The following is a 17,186-nucleotide window of genomic DNA, read 5'->3' as shown; positions in this document are numbered from 1 at the left end:
CCGCCATGCCAGAGCTCACCAGCCGCAGAGGGCTGCTCTTCGGGACCGCCGCCGTAGGAGCCGGTGCCCTCCTCGTGGGTTGCACGAGTAACGACTCGGACGACGAACCGGCCGCGAACGACCAGCCGGCCGCCGACGACAAGCCCGGCAAGCAGGTCACTATCGGCTTCGCCGGACCGCAGGCCGACCACGGCTGGCTCAACGCCATCAACGACAACGCCAAGTCGCGTGCGAAGAAGTACTCGGACGTCACCCTGGAGATCACCGAGGGCTCCAACGACACGGCCGCGCAGATCGGCCAGATCGAGACACTGATCAACAAGAAGGTCGACGTCCTGGTGGTGCTGCCCGCCGACGGCAAGGCGCTCACCCAGGTCGGCCTGCAGGCGATGCGCGCGGGCATCCCGGTCGTCAACCTCGACCGGATCTTCAACACCCCGCAGGCGTACCGCTGCTGGATCGGCGGCGACAACTACGGCATGGGCCTCAACGCCGGTCACTACATCGGCGAGAAGCTCAAGGGGAAGTCGGACGCCCGCGTCATCGAACTGGCCGGCCTGGACAACCTGGAGCTGACCCAGCAGCGCACCAAGGGCTTCGACGACGCCCTGAAGAACTACCCCAACGTCAAGAAGGTGGCCCGCCAGGCCGCCGAGTTCACTGTGGAGTCGGGGCAGGCCAAGATGGCCCAACTCCTCCAGGCCCAGTCGAAGTTCGACGCCCTGTGGAACCACGACGACGACCAGGGGGTCGGCGCGCTGCGGGCCATCGAGCAGGCCGGTCGGGACGACTTCCTGATGGTCGGAGGCGCCGGCGCGCTCTCCGCGTTCCAGGCCATCAAGAAGGACGACGGCGTCCTCAAGGCGACCGTCCTCTACCCGCCGACCATGGCCGCCTCCGCGATCGACCTCGCCCGCGCCCTCGGTCAGAGCAAGGGCATCGGCGGCCTCGCCGAGTTCGAGATCCCGGCCTCGCTCACGCTCTACTCGGCCGTCGTCGACAAGACCAACATCGACCAGTACATGTCCACCGGCTTCAAGTGAGGCGTTCCGCCCGGCAGGCCGCAGGGCCCGTCGGGCGGAAGGCACCCCCCACCGCGCCACGACGACGAGGAGGACATTGCGCATGGCACAGCCGCAGCAGTCAGAAGGGGCCGAGAAACCGCCCCTGAGGGTGGGCATGGTCGGCTACGCCTTCATGGGCGCCGCCCACTCCCAGGGCTGGCGCACCGTGGGCCGCGTCTTCGACCTGCCCAGGCAGCCGGTCCTGTCCGCGATCTGCGGCCGCGACCCGGCAGCCGTGCGGGCCGCCGCCGAGCGGCACGGCTGGGCGGCGGCCGAGACCGACTGGCGTGCGCTGATAGCCCGGGACGACGTGGACCTCGTCGACATCTGCACCCCCGGCGACAGCCACGCCGAGATCGCCGTCGCCGCTCTCGCCGCGGGGAAGCACGTGCTGTGCGAGAAGCCCCTCGCCAACACGGTCGAGGAAGCCGCGGTGATGGCACAGGCGGCCGAAGAGGCATACGGGCGAGGGAAGTTGGCGATGGTCGGCTTCAACTACCGCCGGTTGCCCGCCACCGCGCTCGCCCGGAACATGGTCGCCGAGGGCCGTCTCGGGAAGCTGCGGCACGTGCGGGTGACGTACCTTCAGGACTGGCTGGGCGACCCCGAGTTCCCCCTCACCTGGCGGCTGCGCAAGGAACACGCCGGCTCGGGCTCGCTCGGCGATCTCGGAGCGCACATCATCGACCTCGCCCAGTACCTGGCGGGGGAGCGGCTCGCGGGGGTCTCCGCCCTCACCGAGACCTTCGTCCGGGAACGGCCCCTGCCCGTCGGCGCCACCAGCGGACTGTCCGCGGTGACGTCGGCCGGTACCGGCCAGGTCACCGTCGACGACGCCGCCCTGTTCACCGGCCGCTTCACCTCCGGCGCCCTCGCCTCCTTCGAGGCGACCAGGTACGCCACCGGCCGCAAGAACGCCCTGCGCATCGAACTCAACGGCGAGCGCGGCTCGTTGGCCTTCGACCTGGAGCGCCTCAACGAACTCTCGTACCACGACGGCACCGAGCCCGCCGCGCACGCCGGCTTCCGCCGCATCCTCGTCACCGAACCCGACCACCCCTACCTGGACGCCTGGTGGCCGCCGGGCCACGGCCTCGGCTACGAGCACAGCTTCGTCCACCAGGCCCGCGACCTCGTCCACGCCGTCGCCGAGGGCCGCCGCCCCGAACCCTCCTTCACCGACGGACTCCAGATCCAGCGCGTTCTCGCGGCCGTCGAGGAGAGCGCCGAGAAGAACTCCGTCTACACACCCATAGCCGTCTGAGGAGGCGCAAGCGACATGCCGCGCACATTCACGCTCTTTCACCGGCCAGTGGGCCGACCTTCCCCTCGAAGAGGTCTGCCGTCTGGCCCGCGACTTCGGCTACGACGGACTGGAACTCGCCTGCTGGGGCGACCACTTCGAGGTCGACAAGGCCCTCGCCGACCCGACGTACCTCCCCTCGCGCCACCAACTCCTGGAGAAATACGGCCTGAAGTGCTGGGCCGTCTCCAACCACCTGGTCGGTCAGGCCGTCTGCGACGCCATCATCGACGAACGCCACCAGGCCATCCTGCCGAGCGAGGTGTGGGGCGACGGCGACCCGGAAGGGGTCCGGCGACGCGCGGCGGACCGCATGAAGGACACCGCGCGGGCCGCGGCCGCCTTCGGCGTCGACACCGTCATCGGCTTCACCGGTTCCGCCATCTGGCACCTGGTCGCCATGTTCCCGCCCGCCCCCGAGTCGATGATCGAGCGCGGCTACGAGGACTTCGCGACCCGCTGGAATCCCATCCTCGACGTCTTCGACGAGCAGGGTGTGCGGTTCGCGCACGAGGTCCACCCCAGCGAGATCGCCTACGACTACTGGACGACCGTCCGCACACTGGATGCAATCGACCGTCGACCGGCGTTCGGTCTCAACTTCGACCCCAGCCACTTCGTCTGGCAGGACCTCGACCCCGTCGGCTTCCTCTGGGACTTCCGCGACCGCATCTACCACGTGGACTGCAAGGAGGCCCGCAAGCGCCTCGACGGACGCAACGGCCGCCTCGGCTCCCACCTGCCCTGGGGCGACCCGCGCCGCGGCTGGGACTTCGTGTCCGCCGGACACGGCGACGTCCCCTGGGAGGACGTGTTCCGGATGCTGCGCTCCATCGACTACCAGGGTCCCGTCTCGGTCGAGTGGGAGGACGCCGGCATGGACCGGCTCCAGGGCGCCCCCGAGGCACTGAAGAGCCTCAAGGCATACGACTTCGAGCCGCCGTCGGCCTCCTTCGACGCGGCGTTCGGCAACTGACCGCCCGTCGGCACGCCGGGATGACGCGCACCCCGGCGTACGCACCCGCCCGTACGCCCGGCCCCTGTCCCGCGCACCGAGGGGCGCCAGCACGCCCTGCCCGGTCCTCAAGGGGAGCACCGGGTCCGGGGCCCTGCTCGACATGGCCGACTTCACCTGCACGACCGGCTGACAGGAGGAACCTGCGATGCGCTCAACGAGCCGACTGACCACGGCAGTTGTCGGAGCCGCCGTGCTTCTGGGCTGCGTCTCCGGCCCCGCCGCCTCACAGGGCGGGCGGGACGGGGAACGCATTCTGGTCTTCTCCAAGACGGCCGGCTTCCGGCACGACTCCATCCCCGACGGCGTCACCGCCCTGAAGGAACTCGGCGATACGAACGGCTTCACGGTCGACGCCACGGAGGACGCCGGCGCCTTCACCTCCCGCCACCTCCGGCGCTACGACGCGGTCGTCTTCCTGTCGACGACCGGCGACGTCCTGGACGCCGCCCAGCAGAAGGCCTTCGAGGGCTACATCCGCAAGGGCGGCGGCTACGTCGGCATCCACGCCGCCGCCGACACCGAGTACGACTGGGCGTTCTACGGCGGCCTCGCCGGCGCCTACTTCCAGTCGCACCCGGCGATCCAGCCCGCGACGGTCGTCGTCGAGGACCGCGCCCACCCCGCCACCTCGGCACTGGGGCCGACCTGGACCCGGACCGACGAGTGGTACAACTACCGCTCCAACCCCCGGGAACGGGCCCATGTCCTCGCCTCGCTCGACGAGTCGTCGTACACCGGCGGCACGATGAACGGGGACCATCCGATCGCCTGGTGCCAGAACTACCAGGGCGGCCGGGCCTTCTACACGGGCGGCGGCCACACGAAGGAGTCGTACGCGGACCCCGCCTTCCGACAGCATCTGGTCGGCGGCATCCTGTATGCGATCGGTGAGGCGCAGGCCGACTGCCGACCGGAGAACGGATACCGTCCGCTGTTCGACGGCACCGCGGAGTCACTGGGCGGCTGGCGGCAGGCCGGTCCGGGCTCCTTCACCCTGGACGACGACGGCACCATCACCTCGTCCGGCGGCATGGGGATGCTCTGGTACGCCGCGTCGGACTTCCGCGCGTACTCGCTGAAGCTCGACTGGAGGACGGCCGGCGACGACAACTCCGGTGTGTTCGCGGGATTCCCGCCCTCGGACGACCCCTGGTCGGCCGTGAACAACGGCTATGAGATCCAGATCGACGCCACGGACGTGCCCGAGAAGACGACCGGGTCCGTCTACGGCTTCCGCTCCGCCGACCTGAAGAAGCGCGACCGCGCGCTGAACCCGCCGGGGGAGTGGAACACGTACGAGATCCGCGTGGAGGGCGAACGCCTCCGCGTCTGGCTCAACGGCGTGAAGATCAACGATTTCACCAACACCGACCCGGCCCGGAGCCTCACCGACGGTCACTTCGGCATCCAGAACCACGGAGCCGACGACCAGGTGTCCTTCCGGAACATCCGCGTCAAGGAACTGCCCGTCAAGGGCAGCTGAGCGGCGACGGGCGGGGGACGCCGGACCTCCGCCCGCCGTCTCTTCCACTGCCTCGCCGGGGGATTCCCCACCAGGGGTTCACCCGCGACGCGTTCGACAAGGAGGCTGCCCATGCCCGCGTCCGTTTCCTCGCCACACGTCGGTGTCTGGCTGATCGGGGCGCGCGGCTCCGTCGCCACGACCGCCGTCACCGGCTGCGCCGCCGTCACCGCGGGCCTGCGACCGCCGACCGGCCTGGTCACCGAGACCCCGGCCTTCGCCGACAGCGGCCTGCCCGCCCTGTCCTCCCTCGTCTTCGGCGGCCACGACACGGATGACTGCCCGCTGCCCACACGCGCGGATGGGCTGACCGTGGCGAGACCCGGCGACGGGCCGGAAGAGGGCGCCGTCCGCACAGAGCGAGGGGAGGAGCGGTGAGGCAGGGGAGGGGAGCGGGTGCGCCCAGGCCGGCTGGCTCACTTCGCGAGTCCGGTGAGCGTCCCACGAACCCGGCAGCCGCCGCCCCCGCCCGATCCCGCAACGGCACGCCCCTGCGTTTCGGCTACGGGACCAACGGCCTCACCGACCTCCGGCTCGACGACGCCCTGGGCCTGCTCGCCGACCTCGGCTACGACGGCTTGGGCCTGACCCTCGACCACATGCATCTCGACCCGCTCGCCCCGGACCTGGCCGCCCGCACCGGTCGCGTCGCCCGGCGGCTGGACGCGCTGGGCCTGGGCGTCACCGTGGAGACGGGCGCCCGGTATGTCCTCGACCCGCGCCGCAAACACGGGCCCTCCCTCCTCGACCCGGACCCCGACGACCGGGCCCGCCGCGTCGACCTCCTGATCCGTGCCGTCCGGGTCGCCGCCGACCTCGGCGCACACGCCCTGCACTGCTTCAGCGGGATCACCCCGACGAGCACCGACCAGGACACGGCCTGGAAACGCCTCGCCGAAACCCTCACCCCGGTCCTCGACGCCGCCGCCACCGCAGGCGTGCCCCTCGCCGTCGAGCCCGAACCCGGCCACCTCCTCGCCACCCTCGCCGACTTCCACCGCCTGCGCCGGGAACTCGGCGACCCCGAACCCCTCGGCCTCACCCTCGACATCGGCCACTGCCAGTGCCTCGAACCGCTCCCGCCCGCGGCCTGCGTACGCGCCGCCGCCCCCTGGCTGCGGCACGTCCAGATCGAGGACATGCGCCGCGGCGTCCACGAACACCTTCCCCTCGGCGACGGAGAGATCGACTTCCCTGACGTCCTCACCGCCCTGGCCGACACCGGCTACCGGGGACTCACCGTCGTCGAACTGCCCCGCCACTCCCACGTGGGCCCCCACTTCGCCGAACAGTCCCTCCCCTTCCTCCGCCGAGCGGCGGCCACCCACGCACCTCCCGGCGATCCCTCCGCCACCCCTGAAGGGAGCACCACATGACCCGCGCCGCCCACTCCACCCCGGACACCCCCACGGTGGACCCCGACGCCCTCGCCCACACCCCGCCGACCACCCTGCACGCCCACCTCGACACCCGCCTCGCCGGAGCCGCCCGCGCCTGGCTCGACCAGGCCCTCGACGAGGCCGCCGCCCATCCCGGCGTCCACGGTCCCATCTCCGTATGGGAACTGCGCCTGGCCGAGGCCGGCCGCCGCTGCGGGCCCGAGCACGCCGACGCCGCCCGCGTCCTCATCCTGCACGCGGCCCACGCCGACATCGACGCCCTCACCCGCGTCTACCGGCAGGGCACCGCCGACGAACGCCGCGCCGTCCTGCACGCCCTGCCCCACCTCGTGCCCGGCCCGGACGCGCTCCCGCTCGTCGAGGACGCCCTGCGCACCAACGACACCCGGCTCCTCACCGCCGCTGTCGGCCCCTACGCGGCCCGCCACCTGGACCCCCACCAGTGGCGGCACGCCGTCCTGAAGTGCCTGTTCACCGGCGTGCCCGTCGACGCGGTGGCCGGCCTGGACCGCCGGGCCGCCGCCGACGCGGAACTCGCCCGCATGCTCGGCGACTACGCCGCCGAACGCACCGCGGCGGGGCGTGAAGTGCCCGAAGACCTCCATCGCGCGCTGGCCCTGACCCAGGCGACGCCGACCGAGTCCAAGGAGCAGTCCTGATGCGCCTGTTCGACCCCCACATCCACATGACGTCCCGCACCACCGACGACTACGAGGCCATGCACGCGGCCGGTGTCCGCGCCGTCGTCGAACCCTCCTTCTGGCTCGGCCAGCCCCGCACCTCGCCCTCCTCCTTCCTCGACTACTTCGACTCCCTCCTCGGCTGGGAGCCCTTCCGCGCCGCCCAGTACGGCATCGCCCACCACTGCACCCTCGCCCTCAACCCCAAGGAGGCCAACGACCCGCGCTGTGTGCCCGTCCTCGACGAACTGCCCCGGTATCTCGTCAAGGACCAGGTCGTTGCCGTCGGCGAGATCGGCTATGACTCCATGACCCCCGCCGAGGACACCGCCCTCGCCGCCCAGCTCCAGCTCGCCGCCGACCATGAACTGCCCGCCCTCGTGCACACCCCGCACCGCGACAAGCTGGCCGGCCTGCGCCGCACCCTCGACGTCGTCCGGGAGTCCGCGCTGCCCCCGGACCACGTCCTGGTCGACCACCTCAACGAGACCACCGTCAAGGAGGCCAAGGCCGGCGGCTGCTGGCTGGGCTTCTCCGTCTATCCCGACACCAAGATGGACGAGGAGCGGATGGTCGCGATCCTGAAGGAGTACGGCCCGGAGAAGGTGCTCGTGAACTCCGCAGCGGACTGGGGCAGGAGCGATCCCCTCAAGACCCGCAGGGTCGCCGACGCCATGCTGGCGAACGGCTTCACCGAGGACGACGTCGACCTGGTGCTGTGGCGCAACCCCGTCGCCTTCTACGGGCTCAGCGGCCGCCTCGCCCTCGACGCCACCGCGACCGCGGCCACCCACGAGGGCAACTCCATCCTGCGCGGGGGCGAGTAGGGCATGCGCTTCCGCCACCCCGACGGCTCCACCGTCCACCTCGCCTACTGCACCAACGTCCACCCCGCGGAGACCCTCGGCGGCGTAGTCGCCCAGCTCCGCGACCACTGCGAGCCCGTCCGCCGCCGCCTCGGCCGCGACCGCCTCGGCATCGGCCTGTGGCTGGCCGCCGACGCCGCCCGCGCCCTGGACTCCGACCCGTCCGCACTGCGCGCCCTGCGCGCCGAACTCGACCGGCGCGGCCTGGAAGTGGTCACCCTCAACGGCTTCCCCTACGAAGGGTTCGGCGCCGAGGAGGTCAAGTACCGCGTCTACCGGCCGGACTGGGCCGACCCCGAACGCCTGGAGCACACCACCGCCCTGGCCCGGGTCCTGGCCGGACTCCTCCCCGACGACGTCACCGACGGCAGCATCTCGACACTGCCGCTGGCGTGGCGCACCGCCGCCCACGGCACCGGACGCCACGAGAAGGCCTTGCGTACGCTCGCCGAACGCCTCGACGCCCTGGAGGAGCTGACCGGACGGTCCATCCGCATCGGCCTCGAACCGGAACCCGGCTGCGTCGTCGAGACCACCCACGACGCCCTCGCCCCCCTGTCCGCGATCGCCCACCACCGGATCGGCATCTGCGTCGACACCTGCCACCTCGCCACCTCCTTCGAAGATCCGCACACCGCCCTCGACGTCCTCACCGCGGCCGGTGTCCCCGTTGTCAAGTCCCAGCTCTCGGCGGCCCTGCACGCCGAGCACCCCCATCTGCCGGAGGTCCGCACGGCCCTCGCCGCCTTCGACGAACCCCGCTTCCTGCACCAGACCCGCACGTCCCCCACTCTCAACTCCGTTCGAGCGGGAGGGGCCCCCATCGCCGCCGGCCTGCGCGGCACCGACGACCTAGGCGAGGCACTCGGCGGCGACACCCTGCCCGACGCGAGCCCCTGGCGCGCCCACTTCCACGTCCCCCTGCACGCGGCCCCCGCCGCGCCCCTCACCTCCACTCTCCCCGTCCTCCGGGCCGCGCTGACCCGGCTGGTCGGCGGCCCGCACCCGCTCACCCGGCACCTGGAGGTCGAGACCTACACCTGGCAGGCCCTCCCGCCCGAACTGCGGCCCCGCGGCCGGACCCAGCTCGCCGACGGCATCGCCGCCGAACTCACCCTCGCCCGCGACCTGTTGACGGACCTCGGCCTGAAGGAACTCCCATGAGCACCCACAAAGCCGCCAGGGACCCGCAAGCCGCGACGGCCGCCGAAGCCGCCGGGGACCCGGATGCCGCCACGGACCCCCACCGGGCCGGTCCGCGTCCCACTCCGCTCCTCGTTCTCGACGTCGTCGGCCTCACCCCTCGTCTCCTCGACCACATGCCCCACCTCAAGACCCTCGCCCGGTCGGGCTCCCACGCTCCTCTCGAAACCGTCCTGCCGGCCGTCACCTGCGCCGCCCAGTCCACCTTCCTGACCGGCACCCACCCCGCCGAGCACGGCATCGTCGGCAACGGCTGGTACTTCCGCGACCTGGGCGACGTACTCCTGTGGCGCCAGCACAACGGCCTGGTCGCCGGGGACAAGCTGTGGGACGCCGCCCGCCGCGCCCATCCCGGCTACACCGTCGCCAACATCTGCTGGTGGTACGCCATGGGCGCCGACACCGACTTCACCGTCACCCCCCGTCCCGTCTACTACTCCGACGGCCGAAAGGAACCCGACTGCTACACCCGCCCTCCGGCACTGCACGACGAACTCACCGCGAAATTCGGCACCTTCCCCCTCTTCCACTTCTGGGGCCCCGGCGCCGACCTCGTCTCCAGCCGATGGATCATCGACGCGACCCGCCACATCATCAGCACCCGGCACCCCGATCTGACGCTGTGCTACCTCCCGCACCTGGACTACGACCTCCAGCGCTTCGGCCCCGACGACCCCCGCTCCCTGAAGGCGGCCGCCGACCTGGACCGGGCCCTGGCCCCGCTGCTTGACGACGCCCGCGCGGAGGGCCGTACCGTCGTCGCGCTGTCCGAGTACGGCATCACCGGGGTGAGCCGGCCCGTCGACATCAACCGCGCCCTGCGCCGCGCAGGACTGCTCGAGGTGCACACCCAGGACGGCATGGAGTACCTGGACCCGATGGCCTCACGCGCCTTCGCGGTCGCCGACCACCAGATCGCCCATGTCTATGTGCGCCGCCCCGAAGACCTGGAGGCGACCCGGGACGCCCTCGCCGGACTGCCCGGCATCGAGCAACTCCTGGACGACGAGGGCAAGAAGGCCCACCACCTCGACCACCCGCGCTCCGGAGAGCTCGTCGCCGTCGCGGAGCCGGACGCCTGGTTCACGTACTACTACTGGCTCGACGACGCCCGCGCGCCCGACTTTGCGCAACTCGTCGAGATCCACCGCAAACCCGGCTACGACCCGGTCGAACTCTTCATGGATCCCCGCGACCCCTACGTCAAGGTCAAGGCGGCCACCGCACTGGCCCGCAAGAAACTCGGCCTGCGCTACCGCATGGCGGTCGTGCCGCTGGATCCCTCACCTGTCCGCGGCAGCCACGGCCGCCTCCCGGCGAGCGACGACGACGGTCCGCTTCTCATCTGCTCCACCTCCCGTGCTGTCGGCGACCGCGTCGCGGCCACCGATGTGAAAGCACTCCTGCTCCGACTGGCCGGTCTCGGCTGACCGGCCCACCCCACCGGCCCCGCACGACCGGCCTCTTCCGACTGATCACCAGTGAAGCACCCACCACTGACAACGCCTCCGACATCGAGGAGTTCAGGCATGAGCCGCATCTCCCAGCCCGACCCGGAACTCACCCACCGCCTCACCAGACGAGGCATGCTCGGTGTGGCCGCGGGCGCCACCGCCGCCGCTCTCGTGGGCGCCGCCGCGACCCCCGCAGGCGCCGCCACCGAGGCCGCCTCCGGCAGCGCGGGCCGCGGCCGTCCCGTCCTGCCGCCCGGCCGGCTCGGCATCCAGCTCTACAGCCTGCGCGACAAGGTCTCCACCCTCGGCTTCGCGCCCGTCTTCGCCGAGCTCGCGAAGTACGGCTACGACGAGGTCGAGTTCGCCGGATACACCCAGGGCTCGGCCGGCCCGATCACCCTCGCCCAGCTCAAGCGGCTGGCCAGGAACCACGGCCTGAACCCGATCGGCAGCCACGTCGGCTACTACTCCGACGACCCGAACGCCTACACCTTCGCCCAGAACCTCACCAAGGTCCTCGACGACGCCCAGGCCCTCGGCCTCAAGCACATCGGCACCGCCTCGGGACCGTTCCGCTACGGCTCCACCGTCGACGCCTGGAAGCGCGCGGCCGAGGAGTTCAACACCTACGGCGCGGCCGCCAGGGCACGCGGCATGAAGTTCTACCAGCACAACCACTCCGAGGAGTTCTCCTTCGCCACCGACAACCCCAAGGTCCGGCTCTACGACGTCCTGCTCGCCGAGACCGACCCCGACCTGGTGTTCCTGGAGATGGACATCTTCTGGGCGTACTCGGGCCAGTTCCGCTTCTCCAAGCGCCCCGACGGCACGGCGGCACCGTTCGAGCCGCTGGACTACGTCCTCAAGCAACCCCACCGCTATCCGCTGTTCCACGTCAAGGACGGTGTGAGCGACCCCGCGAACACCTATGGCTACCGCATGACCGACGTCGGCGACGGCGACATCGACTACCAGCGGTTCATCTCCGCCGTGACCAGGCTGCGCGGTGAGCGGTTCGCCCACCACTGGCAGGCCGAGCACGACCAGCCGACCGACTCCTTCACGTTCGCGCGGCGCTCCAGCGAACACCTGCACTCGCTGCGCGAGAAGTGCTGACCGGCCCCGCACACATGAGGAGGCCCTCCCGGAATCCCGGGAGGGCCTCCTCACGCGCGCGTGCCGTCAGCCGGCGGTTTGTGGCACCGCCGTCCGCCCGGGCTGCCGCAGCAGCAGGGCGATCACCGCCGCCACCATGGAGACGGCGCCGGCCAGGGCGTACGCCCCGTCATACCCCCAGGCGGCGACCACCATGGAGCCGAGTCCGCCGCCGAACAGACCGCTGATCAGCTTGCCGCTGTACACCAGCCCGTAGTTGGAGGCGTTGTAGTTCTCCCCGAAGTAGTCCGGGGTGAGAGCCGCGAACAGCGGATAGAACGCGCCGCCGCCGAAGCCGGAGAGGAAGGCGAAGAACAGGAACAGCGTCTCGCTCTTCACGTCGCCCGCCCAGATCACGCCGAACTGGGCCAGGCCCAGCACGACGATGACGAACACCAGGGTGGACTTTCTGCCCCACTTGTCGGACAGCCAGCCCACGACACCCCGGCCGATGCCGTTGATGACGGCCATGACACCCATCGAGGAGGCCGCCACCAGCGGGCCGAAGCCCACCTCCTTGGCGTAGTCGACCTGGAAGGAGATCCCGAAGATCGACACCCCCGCGGTCAGCACGATGGAGAGCCACATCAGGGGGAGCATGCCGGTCCTGATGGCCTCCTTGGGTGTGTACTGCTTCACCGCCGGAGGGTTCTTGGCGAGGCTCGTCGCGTTCTTCCCGTCGCCGGAGAACTCCAGCGGATCGATGTCCGCGGGCCACCAGTTCTTCGGCGGATCCTTGAAGAAGAACGCGGATCCGAAGACCACGATCATGATGTAGCAGCCGATCAGGTCCAGGACCCGGTGGTAGTTCGCGGTGTCGAAGCCGTAGTTGAAGATGAAGATGAACGGCAGTGACCCGTACGCGAATCCCCCGTTGACGAACCCCGTTCTGGCGCCCCGGCGTTCCGGGAACCACTTGCCGACCATGTTGATGCAGGTCGCGTACACGAGCCCGGCGCCGATCCCCCCGACGACACCGAAGCCCAGGATCGCCAGCCATACGTTGCTCAGGTGCGACAGGGCGAGGAACCCGACGAGGCACAGACCTGAGCCGATGTACATGGCCTTACGGGCCGTCAGGACGCCCTTCTCCCGCAGCCAGCCCGCCGGGAAGGCGACACCGGCCTGGAAGAAGACCCAGACGCTGAGGATCCAGAAGGTGTTGCTCTGCGTCCAGCCATGGGCGTGGGACAGGGTGTCCTCCGCCGAGCCGTACGCGTATTCGAAGACGCTGATGGCCATCATGGCGATCCACGGCAGATACACCATGAGCTTGCGCGAGTGACCGAGGATGTCCCGGTCGGTCTCGCCCACGCGATAGACGCGGCCGCGCGTGTCGGTCACTTCTCGGTAGGGACGGTGTGCGGCGTCGGGGTGGGTCGACGAGCTGTTCGTTGCGATGGGATCTGCCGTCATTGCAGCGCAATTCCTTTGTGTCAGGCCTTTGGGGTCAGGCCATTTCCTCGCCGAGCGGCTGGGGGTTGGGAGAGGTGTTCTTCTTCTTGGGCCGGCCCGGCGGTGTCAGGAACAGTGCGATGAACGCGGCGAACAGAGAGATCGAGCCGGCCAGCGTGAATGCGCCGCTGTGTCCCCAGTGGTCCACGACGACCTTGCCCATTCCGGCTCCAAGCAGTCCGGACACCAGCTTGGAGCTGTAGACCAGCCCGTAGTTGGAGGCATTGTTGTTCTCGCCGAAGTAGTCCGCCGTCATCGCCGCGAACATGGGGAAGATGGCGCCACCGCCGAACCCGGAGATGCTGGAGAAGAGCAGGAACAACGGGAGGTTCTTCATGTCGGCGGACCACAGGATGCCGTACTGCGAAAGACCGAGGACGATGCAGACGAAGATCAGGCACCGCTTTCGCCCGTAACGGTCCGACAGCCAGCCGATCACACCGCGCCCGGTGCCGTTGACGATGGCCTTCATCGACATGGCCGTCGCGACGATTCCGCCCGCGAAGCCGGCCTCCTCGCCTATGTCGACCTGGAAGGCGATACCGAAGATGTTCACGCCCGAGGTGCACAGCAGGCAGAACCACATCAGCGCGACCCGCCCGGTACGCCAGGCCTCGCCCGGGGTGTACTGCCGCACGGCAGGCGGGTTCATGGCCATGGCACGCCGGGCACGGGGGTCGGTCGGCGGGCGCAGCGGGTCGACCTCGGCCGGCCACCAGTTCTTCGGCGGGTCCTTGAAGAAGGAGCCGGCCACAGCCACCGCCGTGGCCAGGAAGACACCGACCGCGACGAGCACCCAGCGGAAGTTCGTCAGATCCATGTAGCTGGTGAAGAGGAAGACGAACGGCACGGAACCGTAGGCGAATCCTCCGTTGACGAACCCGGTCTTGCCTCCCTTTCGCTCCGGATACCATTTGCCGACCATGTTCACACAGGTCGCGTAGACCATTCCGGCGCCCATACCGCTGAACATGCCGAACCCGACGTACGCGACGACCACATGCGGCGCGAACGCGAGAGACAGATATCCGAGCAGGGTGCCGATCGCGCCGAGGATCATCGCCCAACGCGCGGGTAGCTTGCCGCTTTCCCTGAGCTTTCCGGCCGGGAAGGCGACGGCGGCCTGGAAGAACACCCAGACGCCGAGCATCCAGAAGATGTGTCCGTCGTTCCAGCCGTGTGCGATGTGCAGCGTGTCCTCGGCAGACGCGAACGCGTACTCCGCCGAGCTGATGCCCATCATGCCGACCCACGGCAGGATGACCATCCACTTGCGTTTACGGCCCATGATGTCGATGTCGGTCTCACCGACGCGGTACACGCGGCCGTTGTGGTCCGTCACCTCCCGATACGGGACGGACGTCGAGTAGTCGATCGTTGTCATCTGCTCAAGCACTCCTTGCGTCGAAAGATCTGGCCAGCGCCCCCTGTCCAAATGCCTTTCGTGCGCGCACGGGTCCCGGGGCCGGGCGACGCGCACCGTCGGTCGGCCCCTTGTTCGGTCATGTCACGTCAGATCACCCCGCTCGACTTGAGCAGGCGCAATTCCTCGTCGCCGATGCCGAGTTCGCCGATGAGGATTTCTTCGGTGTGCTGGCCCAGGAGGGGGGAGGGGGTGATGTGGGTGGGGGAGTCGGAGAGTTTGAGGGGGTTGCCGACGGTGGTGAAGGTGCCGCGTTCGGGGTGGTCGACCTGGACGACGATCTCGTTGGCGGCCAGGGAGGGGTCCTCGATGATTTCTTTGGTGGACAGGATCGGTCCGCAGGGGATGTTGTGTGCGTTCAGCTGGTGCAGGACCTGCCATTTGGGCAGGGTGGTGGTCCATTCCTCGATCAGCTGGAACATTTTGGCGAGTTTGGGCAGCCGGGCCTCGGGGGTGGCCCATTCCGGGTCGGTGGCCAGTTCGGGGCGGCCGATCAGGTGGGCCAGGGGTGGCCAGCCGACGGGCTGGACGATGACGTAGACGTAGTCGTTGGGGCCGCCGGGCGCGCATCTGACGGCCCAGCCGGGCTGCCCGCCCCCCGAGGCGTTGCCGGAGCGCGGGACCTCGTCGGAGAAGTCGTCGCCGGGGTATTCGGGGAGCGGGCCGTGGGTGAGGCGTTGCTGGTCGCGGAGTTTGACCCGGCACAGGTTCAGCACGGCGTGCTGCATGGCCACATTCACCCGTTGTCCGCGTCCGGTGTGCTCGCGCTGGAACAGGGCCGCCAGGATGGCGGCCACCGCGTGGATGCCGGTGCCCGAATCGCCGATCTGCGCGCCGGTGGCCATCGGCGGCCCGTCCGCGAACCCGGTGGTGGCCATCGACCCGCCCATCGCCTGGGCCACCACCTCGTAGGCTTTGAAGCCGGTGTAGGGGCCTTCGCCGAAGCCCTTGATGGAGGCGTACACGATCCGCGGGTTGATCTCCCTGATCCGTTCCCAGGTGAACCCCATCCGCTCCACCGCACCGGGCCCGAAGTTCTCCACCATCACATCCGAACGCCGGATCAGCTCGGTCAGCAGTTCCCTGCCCCGCTCGGACTTGGTGTTCAGCGTGACACTGCGCTTGTTGCAGTTGAGCATCGTGAAATACAGCGAGTCCACACCCGGCACATCCCGCAACTGCCGCCGGGTGATGTCCCCGCCCGGCGCCTCCACCTTCACCACGTCCGCACCCAGCCACGCCAGCAACTGCGTCGCCGACGGACCCGACTGCACATGCGTCATATCCAGCACCCGCACACCCTCAAGAGCCCTCGTCGTCACAGGTCACCTCGCTTGTCCGTTGCCTTGAGCGTGATGGCGGCGCTGATCCTGAGCCGTGTTCGGTAGATTGCATACAGTCGACGAATACTGTATGAAGATTGTTATCCCGCATCCCGTGGGTGATGTCCAGGGGTCGTGCACCACTTTTCAGACGCGACCCGATCGAGACGGGAGCCGAATCATGGACCTGTACGAGCACCAGGCCCGCGGGCTCTTCGAGGAACACGGCATCCTCGTGCCGAGGGCGGAGGTCACCGACTCGCCCAAGGAGGCGCGGGAGATCGCGCGCAGGCTGGGCGGCCCCGCCGTCGTCAAGGCGCAGGTCAAGACCGGGGGGCGGGGCAAGGCCGGCGGTGTGCGGCTCGCGGCCGACCCGGCCGCGGCGGAACTGGCGGCCCGCCGGATCCTCGGCATGGACATCAAGGGCCACACCGTCGGCAAGGTCATGCTGGCCCAACCGGTGGACATCGAGGCCGAGTTCTACGTCTCGTACGTCCTCGACCGCGCGGTGGGCCGCTTCCTCGCCATCGCCTCCGCCGAGGGCGGCATGGAGATCGAGGAGGTCGCCGCCGCTCGCCCGGAGGCGGTCGCCCGTATACACATCGACCCGGCCGAAGGGGTCACCTCCGCCAAGGCGGCAGAGATCGCCGAGGCCGCGGGCCTCCCGCCGCAGACCGCCGACGTCCTCGTACGGCTGTGGCAGGTACTGGTCCGCGAGGACGCCGTCCTCGTCGAGGTCAATCCGCTGGTCCGCACCCGGCAGGGACAGCTCCTCGCCCTCGACGGCAAGGTCACACTCGACGACAACGCCCGCTTCCGGCAAGCCCGTTGGGGCGTCGAGGAGGCGGAGTACGGGGACGCGCTGGAGGCGGCCGCGGCTGCCAAGGGCCTCAACTACGTCAAGCTCGACGGCGAGGTCGGCATCATCGGCAACGGCGCGGGTCTGGTCATGTCGACCCTCGACGTGGTCGCCGGCTGCGGCGCCCGGCCGGCCAACTTCCTCGACATCGGAGGCGGGGCGTCCGCCCAGGTGATGGCCGACGGGCTGTCCGTCATCCTCTCGGACCCGGCGGTCAAGTCGGTGTTCGTCAACGTCTTCGGCGGGATCACCGCGTGCGACGCGGTCGCCGACGGGATCGTACGGGCCCTGGACACCGTCCAGTTGACCAAACCGCTCGTCGTACGCCTCGACGGCAACAACGCCGCCCGCGGGCGCGCCGTCCTCGACGCGCACGCCCATCCGCTGGTCCAGCAGGCCACCACCATGGACGGCGCCGCCCGCCGGGCCGCCCGACTCGCCGACACAGCCTGAGGAGGCGGC

13 protein-coding genes and 2 pseudogenes are annotated in these 17,186 nt (G+C 70.0%); 12 read left to right on the top strand and 3 right to left on the bottom strand.

The window, feature by feature from the left end; genetic code table 11:
• Positions 1–5: 5 nt before the first annotated feature.
• The 11 genes and pseudogenes from QF037_RS10265 to QF037_RS10215 all read left to right on the top strand — a co-directional run bounded on the left by QF037_RS10265 (position 6) and on the right by QF037_RS10215 (position 11,626).
• Positions 6–1,043, top strand: coding sequence for a substrate-binding domain-containing protein (locus tag QF037_RS10265; protein ID WP_307023831.1), 1,038 nt, complete (start codon positions 6–8; stop codon positions 1,041–1,043).
• An 82-nt stretch (positions 1,044–1,125) separates the two neighbouring features.
• Positions 1,126–2,328 (top strand): Gfo/Idh/MocA family protein, encoded by a 1,203-nt coding sequence (locus QF037_RS10260; protein ID WP_307023830.1) that lies wholly within the window; start codon positions 1,126–1,128, stop codon positions 2,326–2,328.
• A 15-nt stretch (positions 2,329–2,343) separates the two neighbouring features.
• Positions 2,344–3,343, top strand: a pseudogene (locus QF037_RS10255) (sugar phosphate isomerase/epimerase family protein).
• Between the two features lie 187 nt (positions 3,344–3,530).
• Positions 3,531–4,868, top strand: coding sequence for a ThuA domain-containing protein (locus tag QF037_RS10250; protein WP_307023828.1), 1,338 nt, complete (start codon positions 3,531–3,533; stop codon positions 4,866–4,868).
• A gap of 111 nt (positions 4,869–4,979) precedes the next feature.
• Positions 4,980–5,216, top strand: a pseudogene (locus QF037_RS10245) (inositol-3-phosphate synthase); the annotation flags it as partial.
• A gap of 182 nt (positions 5,217–5,398) precedes the next feature.
• Positions 5,399–6,283, top strand: coding sequence for a sugar phosphate isomerase/epimerase family protein (locus QF037_RS10240; RefSeq protein ID WP_307037090.1), 885 nt, complete (start codon positions 5,399–5,401; stop codon positions 6,281–6,283).
• Positions 6,280–6,966 (top strand): EboA domain-containing protein, encoded by a 687-nt coding sequence (locus QF037_RS10235; protein WP_307023826.1) that lies wholly within the window; start codon positions 6,280–6,282, stop codon positions 6,964–6,966. The genes QF037_RS10240 and QF037_RS10235 overlap by 4 nt, the downstream gene beginning before the upstream one ends.
• Positions 6,966–7,814 carry a TatD family hydrolase gene (locus tag QF037_RS10230; RefSeq protein WP_307023824.1) on the top strand — a complete coding sequence of 283 codons (849 nt, stop codon included), beginning with the start codon at positions 6,966–6,968 and terminating at the stop codon, positions 7,812–7,814. Before QF037_RS10235 ends, QF037_RS10230 begins: the two co-directional genes overlap by 1 nt.
• A gap of 3 nt (positions 7,815–7,817) precedes the next feature.
• Positions 7,818–9,017: a metabolite traffic protein EboE gene (eboE, locus tag QF037_RS10225; protein ID WP_307023822.1), complete on the top strand. Its 1,200-nt coding sequence runs from the start codon at positions 7,818–7,820 to the stop codon at positions 9,015–9,017.
• On the top strand, positions 9,014–10,486 hold the full coding sequence (locus QF037_RS10220; RefSeq protein ID WP_307023820.1) for a nucleotide pyrophosphatase/phosphodiesterase family protein: 1,473 nt from the start codon (positions 9,014–9,016) through the stop codon (positions 10,484–10,486). The genes eboE and QF037_RS10220 overlap by 4 nt, the downstream gene beginning before the upstream one ends.
• 99 nt (positions 10,487–10,585) lie before the next feature.
• Positions 10,586–11,626 carry a sugar phosphate isomerase/epimerase family protein gene (locus QF037_RS10215; RefSeq protein WP_307023818.1) on the top strand — a complete coding sequence of 347 codons (1,041 nt, stop codon included), beginning with the start codon at positions 10,586–10,588 and terminating at the stop codon, positions 11,624–11,626.
• 66 nt (positions 11,627–11,692) lie between these two features.
• Here the strand turns inward: QF037_RS10215 and QF037_RS10210 are convergent, their stop codons facing one another.
• The 3 genes from QF037_RS10210 to frc form a co-directional block, all read right to left on the bottom strand.
• Positions 11,693–13,081 (bottom strand): OFA family MFS transporter, encoded by a 1,389-nt coding sequence (locus tag QF037_RS10210; RefSeq protein WP_307023816.1) that lies wholly within the window; start codon positions 13,079–13,081, stop codon positions 11,693–11,695.
• 34 nt (positions 13,082–13,115) lie between these two features.
• On the bottom strand, positions 13,116–14,504 hold the full coding sequence (locus QF037_RS10205) for an OFA family MFS transporter (protein WP_307023814.1): 1,389 nt from the start codon (positions 14,502–14,504) through the stop codon (positions 13,116–13,118).
• A gap of 128 nt (positions 14,505–14,632) precedes the next feature.
• Complete coding sequence (frc, locus tag QF037_RS10200; protein ID WP_307023812.1) at positions 14,633–15,865, bottom strand: formyl-CoA transferase; 1,233 nt, start codon at positions 15,863–15,865, stop codon at positions 14,633–14,635.
• Positions 15,866–16,046: 181 nt separating this feature from the next.
• On the opposite strand from frc, the gene sucC reads away from it, so the two are divergent.
• The gene (gene sucC / locus QF037_RS10195; protein WP_307023810.1) at positions 16,047–17,177 is read left to right on the top strand and encodes an ADP-forming succinate--CoA ligase subunit beta; all 1,131 of its coding nucleotides are present in this window, start codon (positions 16,047–16,049) and stop codon (positions 17,175–17,177) included.
• Positions 17,178–17,186 lie beyond the last annotated feature (9 nt).

Source organism: Streptomyces canus (assembly GCF_030815415.1).
GTDB lineage: Bacteria > Actinomycetota > Actinomycetes > Streptomycetales > Streptomycetaceae > Streptomyces > Streptomyces canus_F.
Note: the sequence above shows the minus strand (reverse complement) of the source record. Positions and strands in the feature narration are given on the sequence as shown.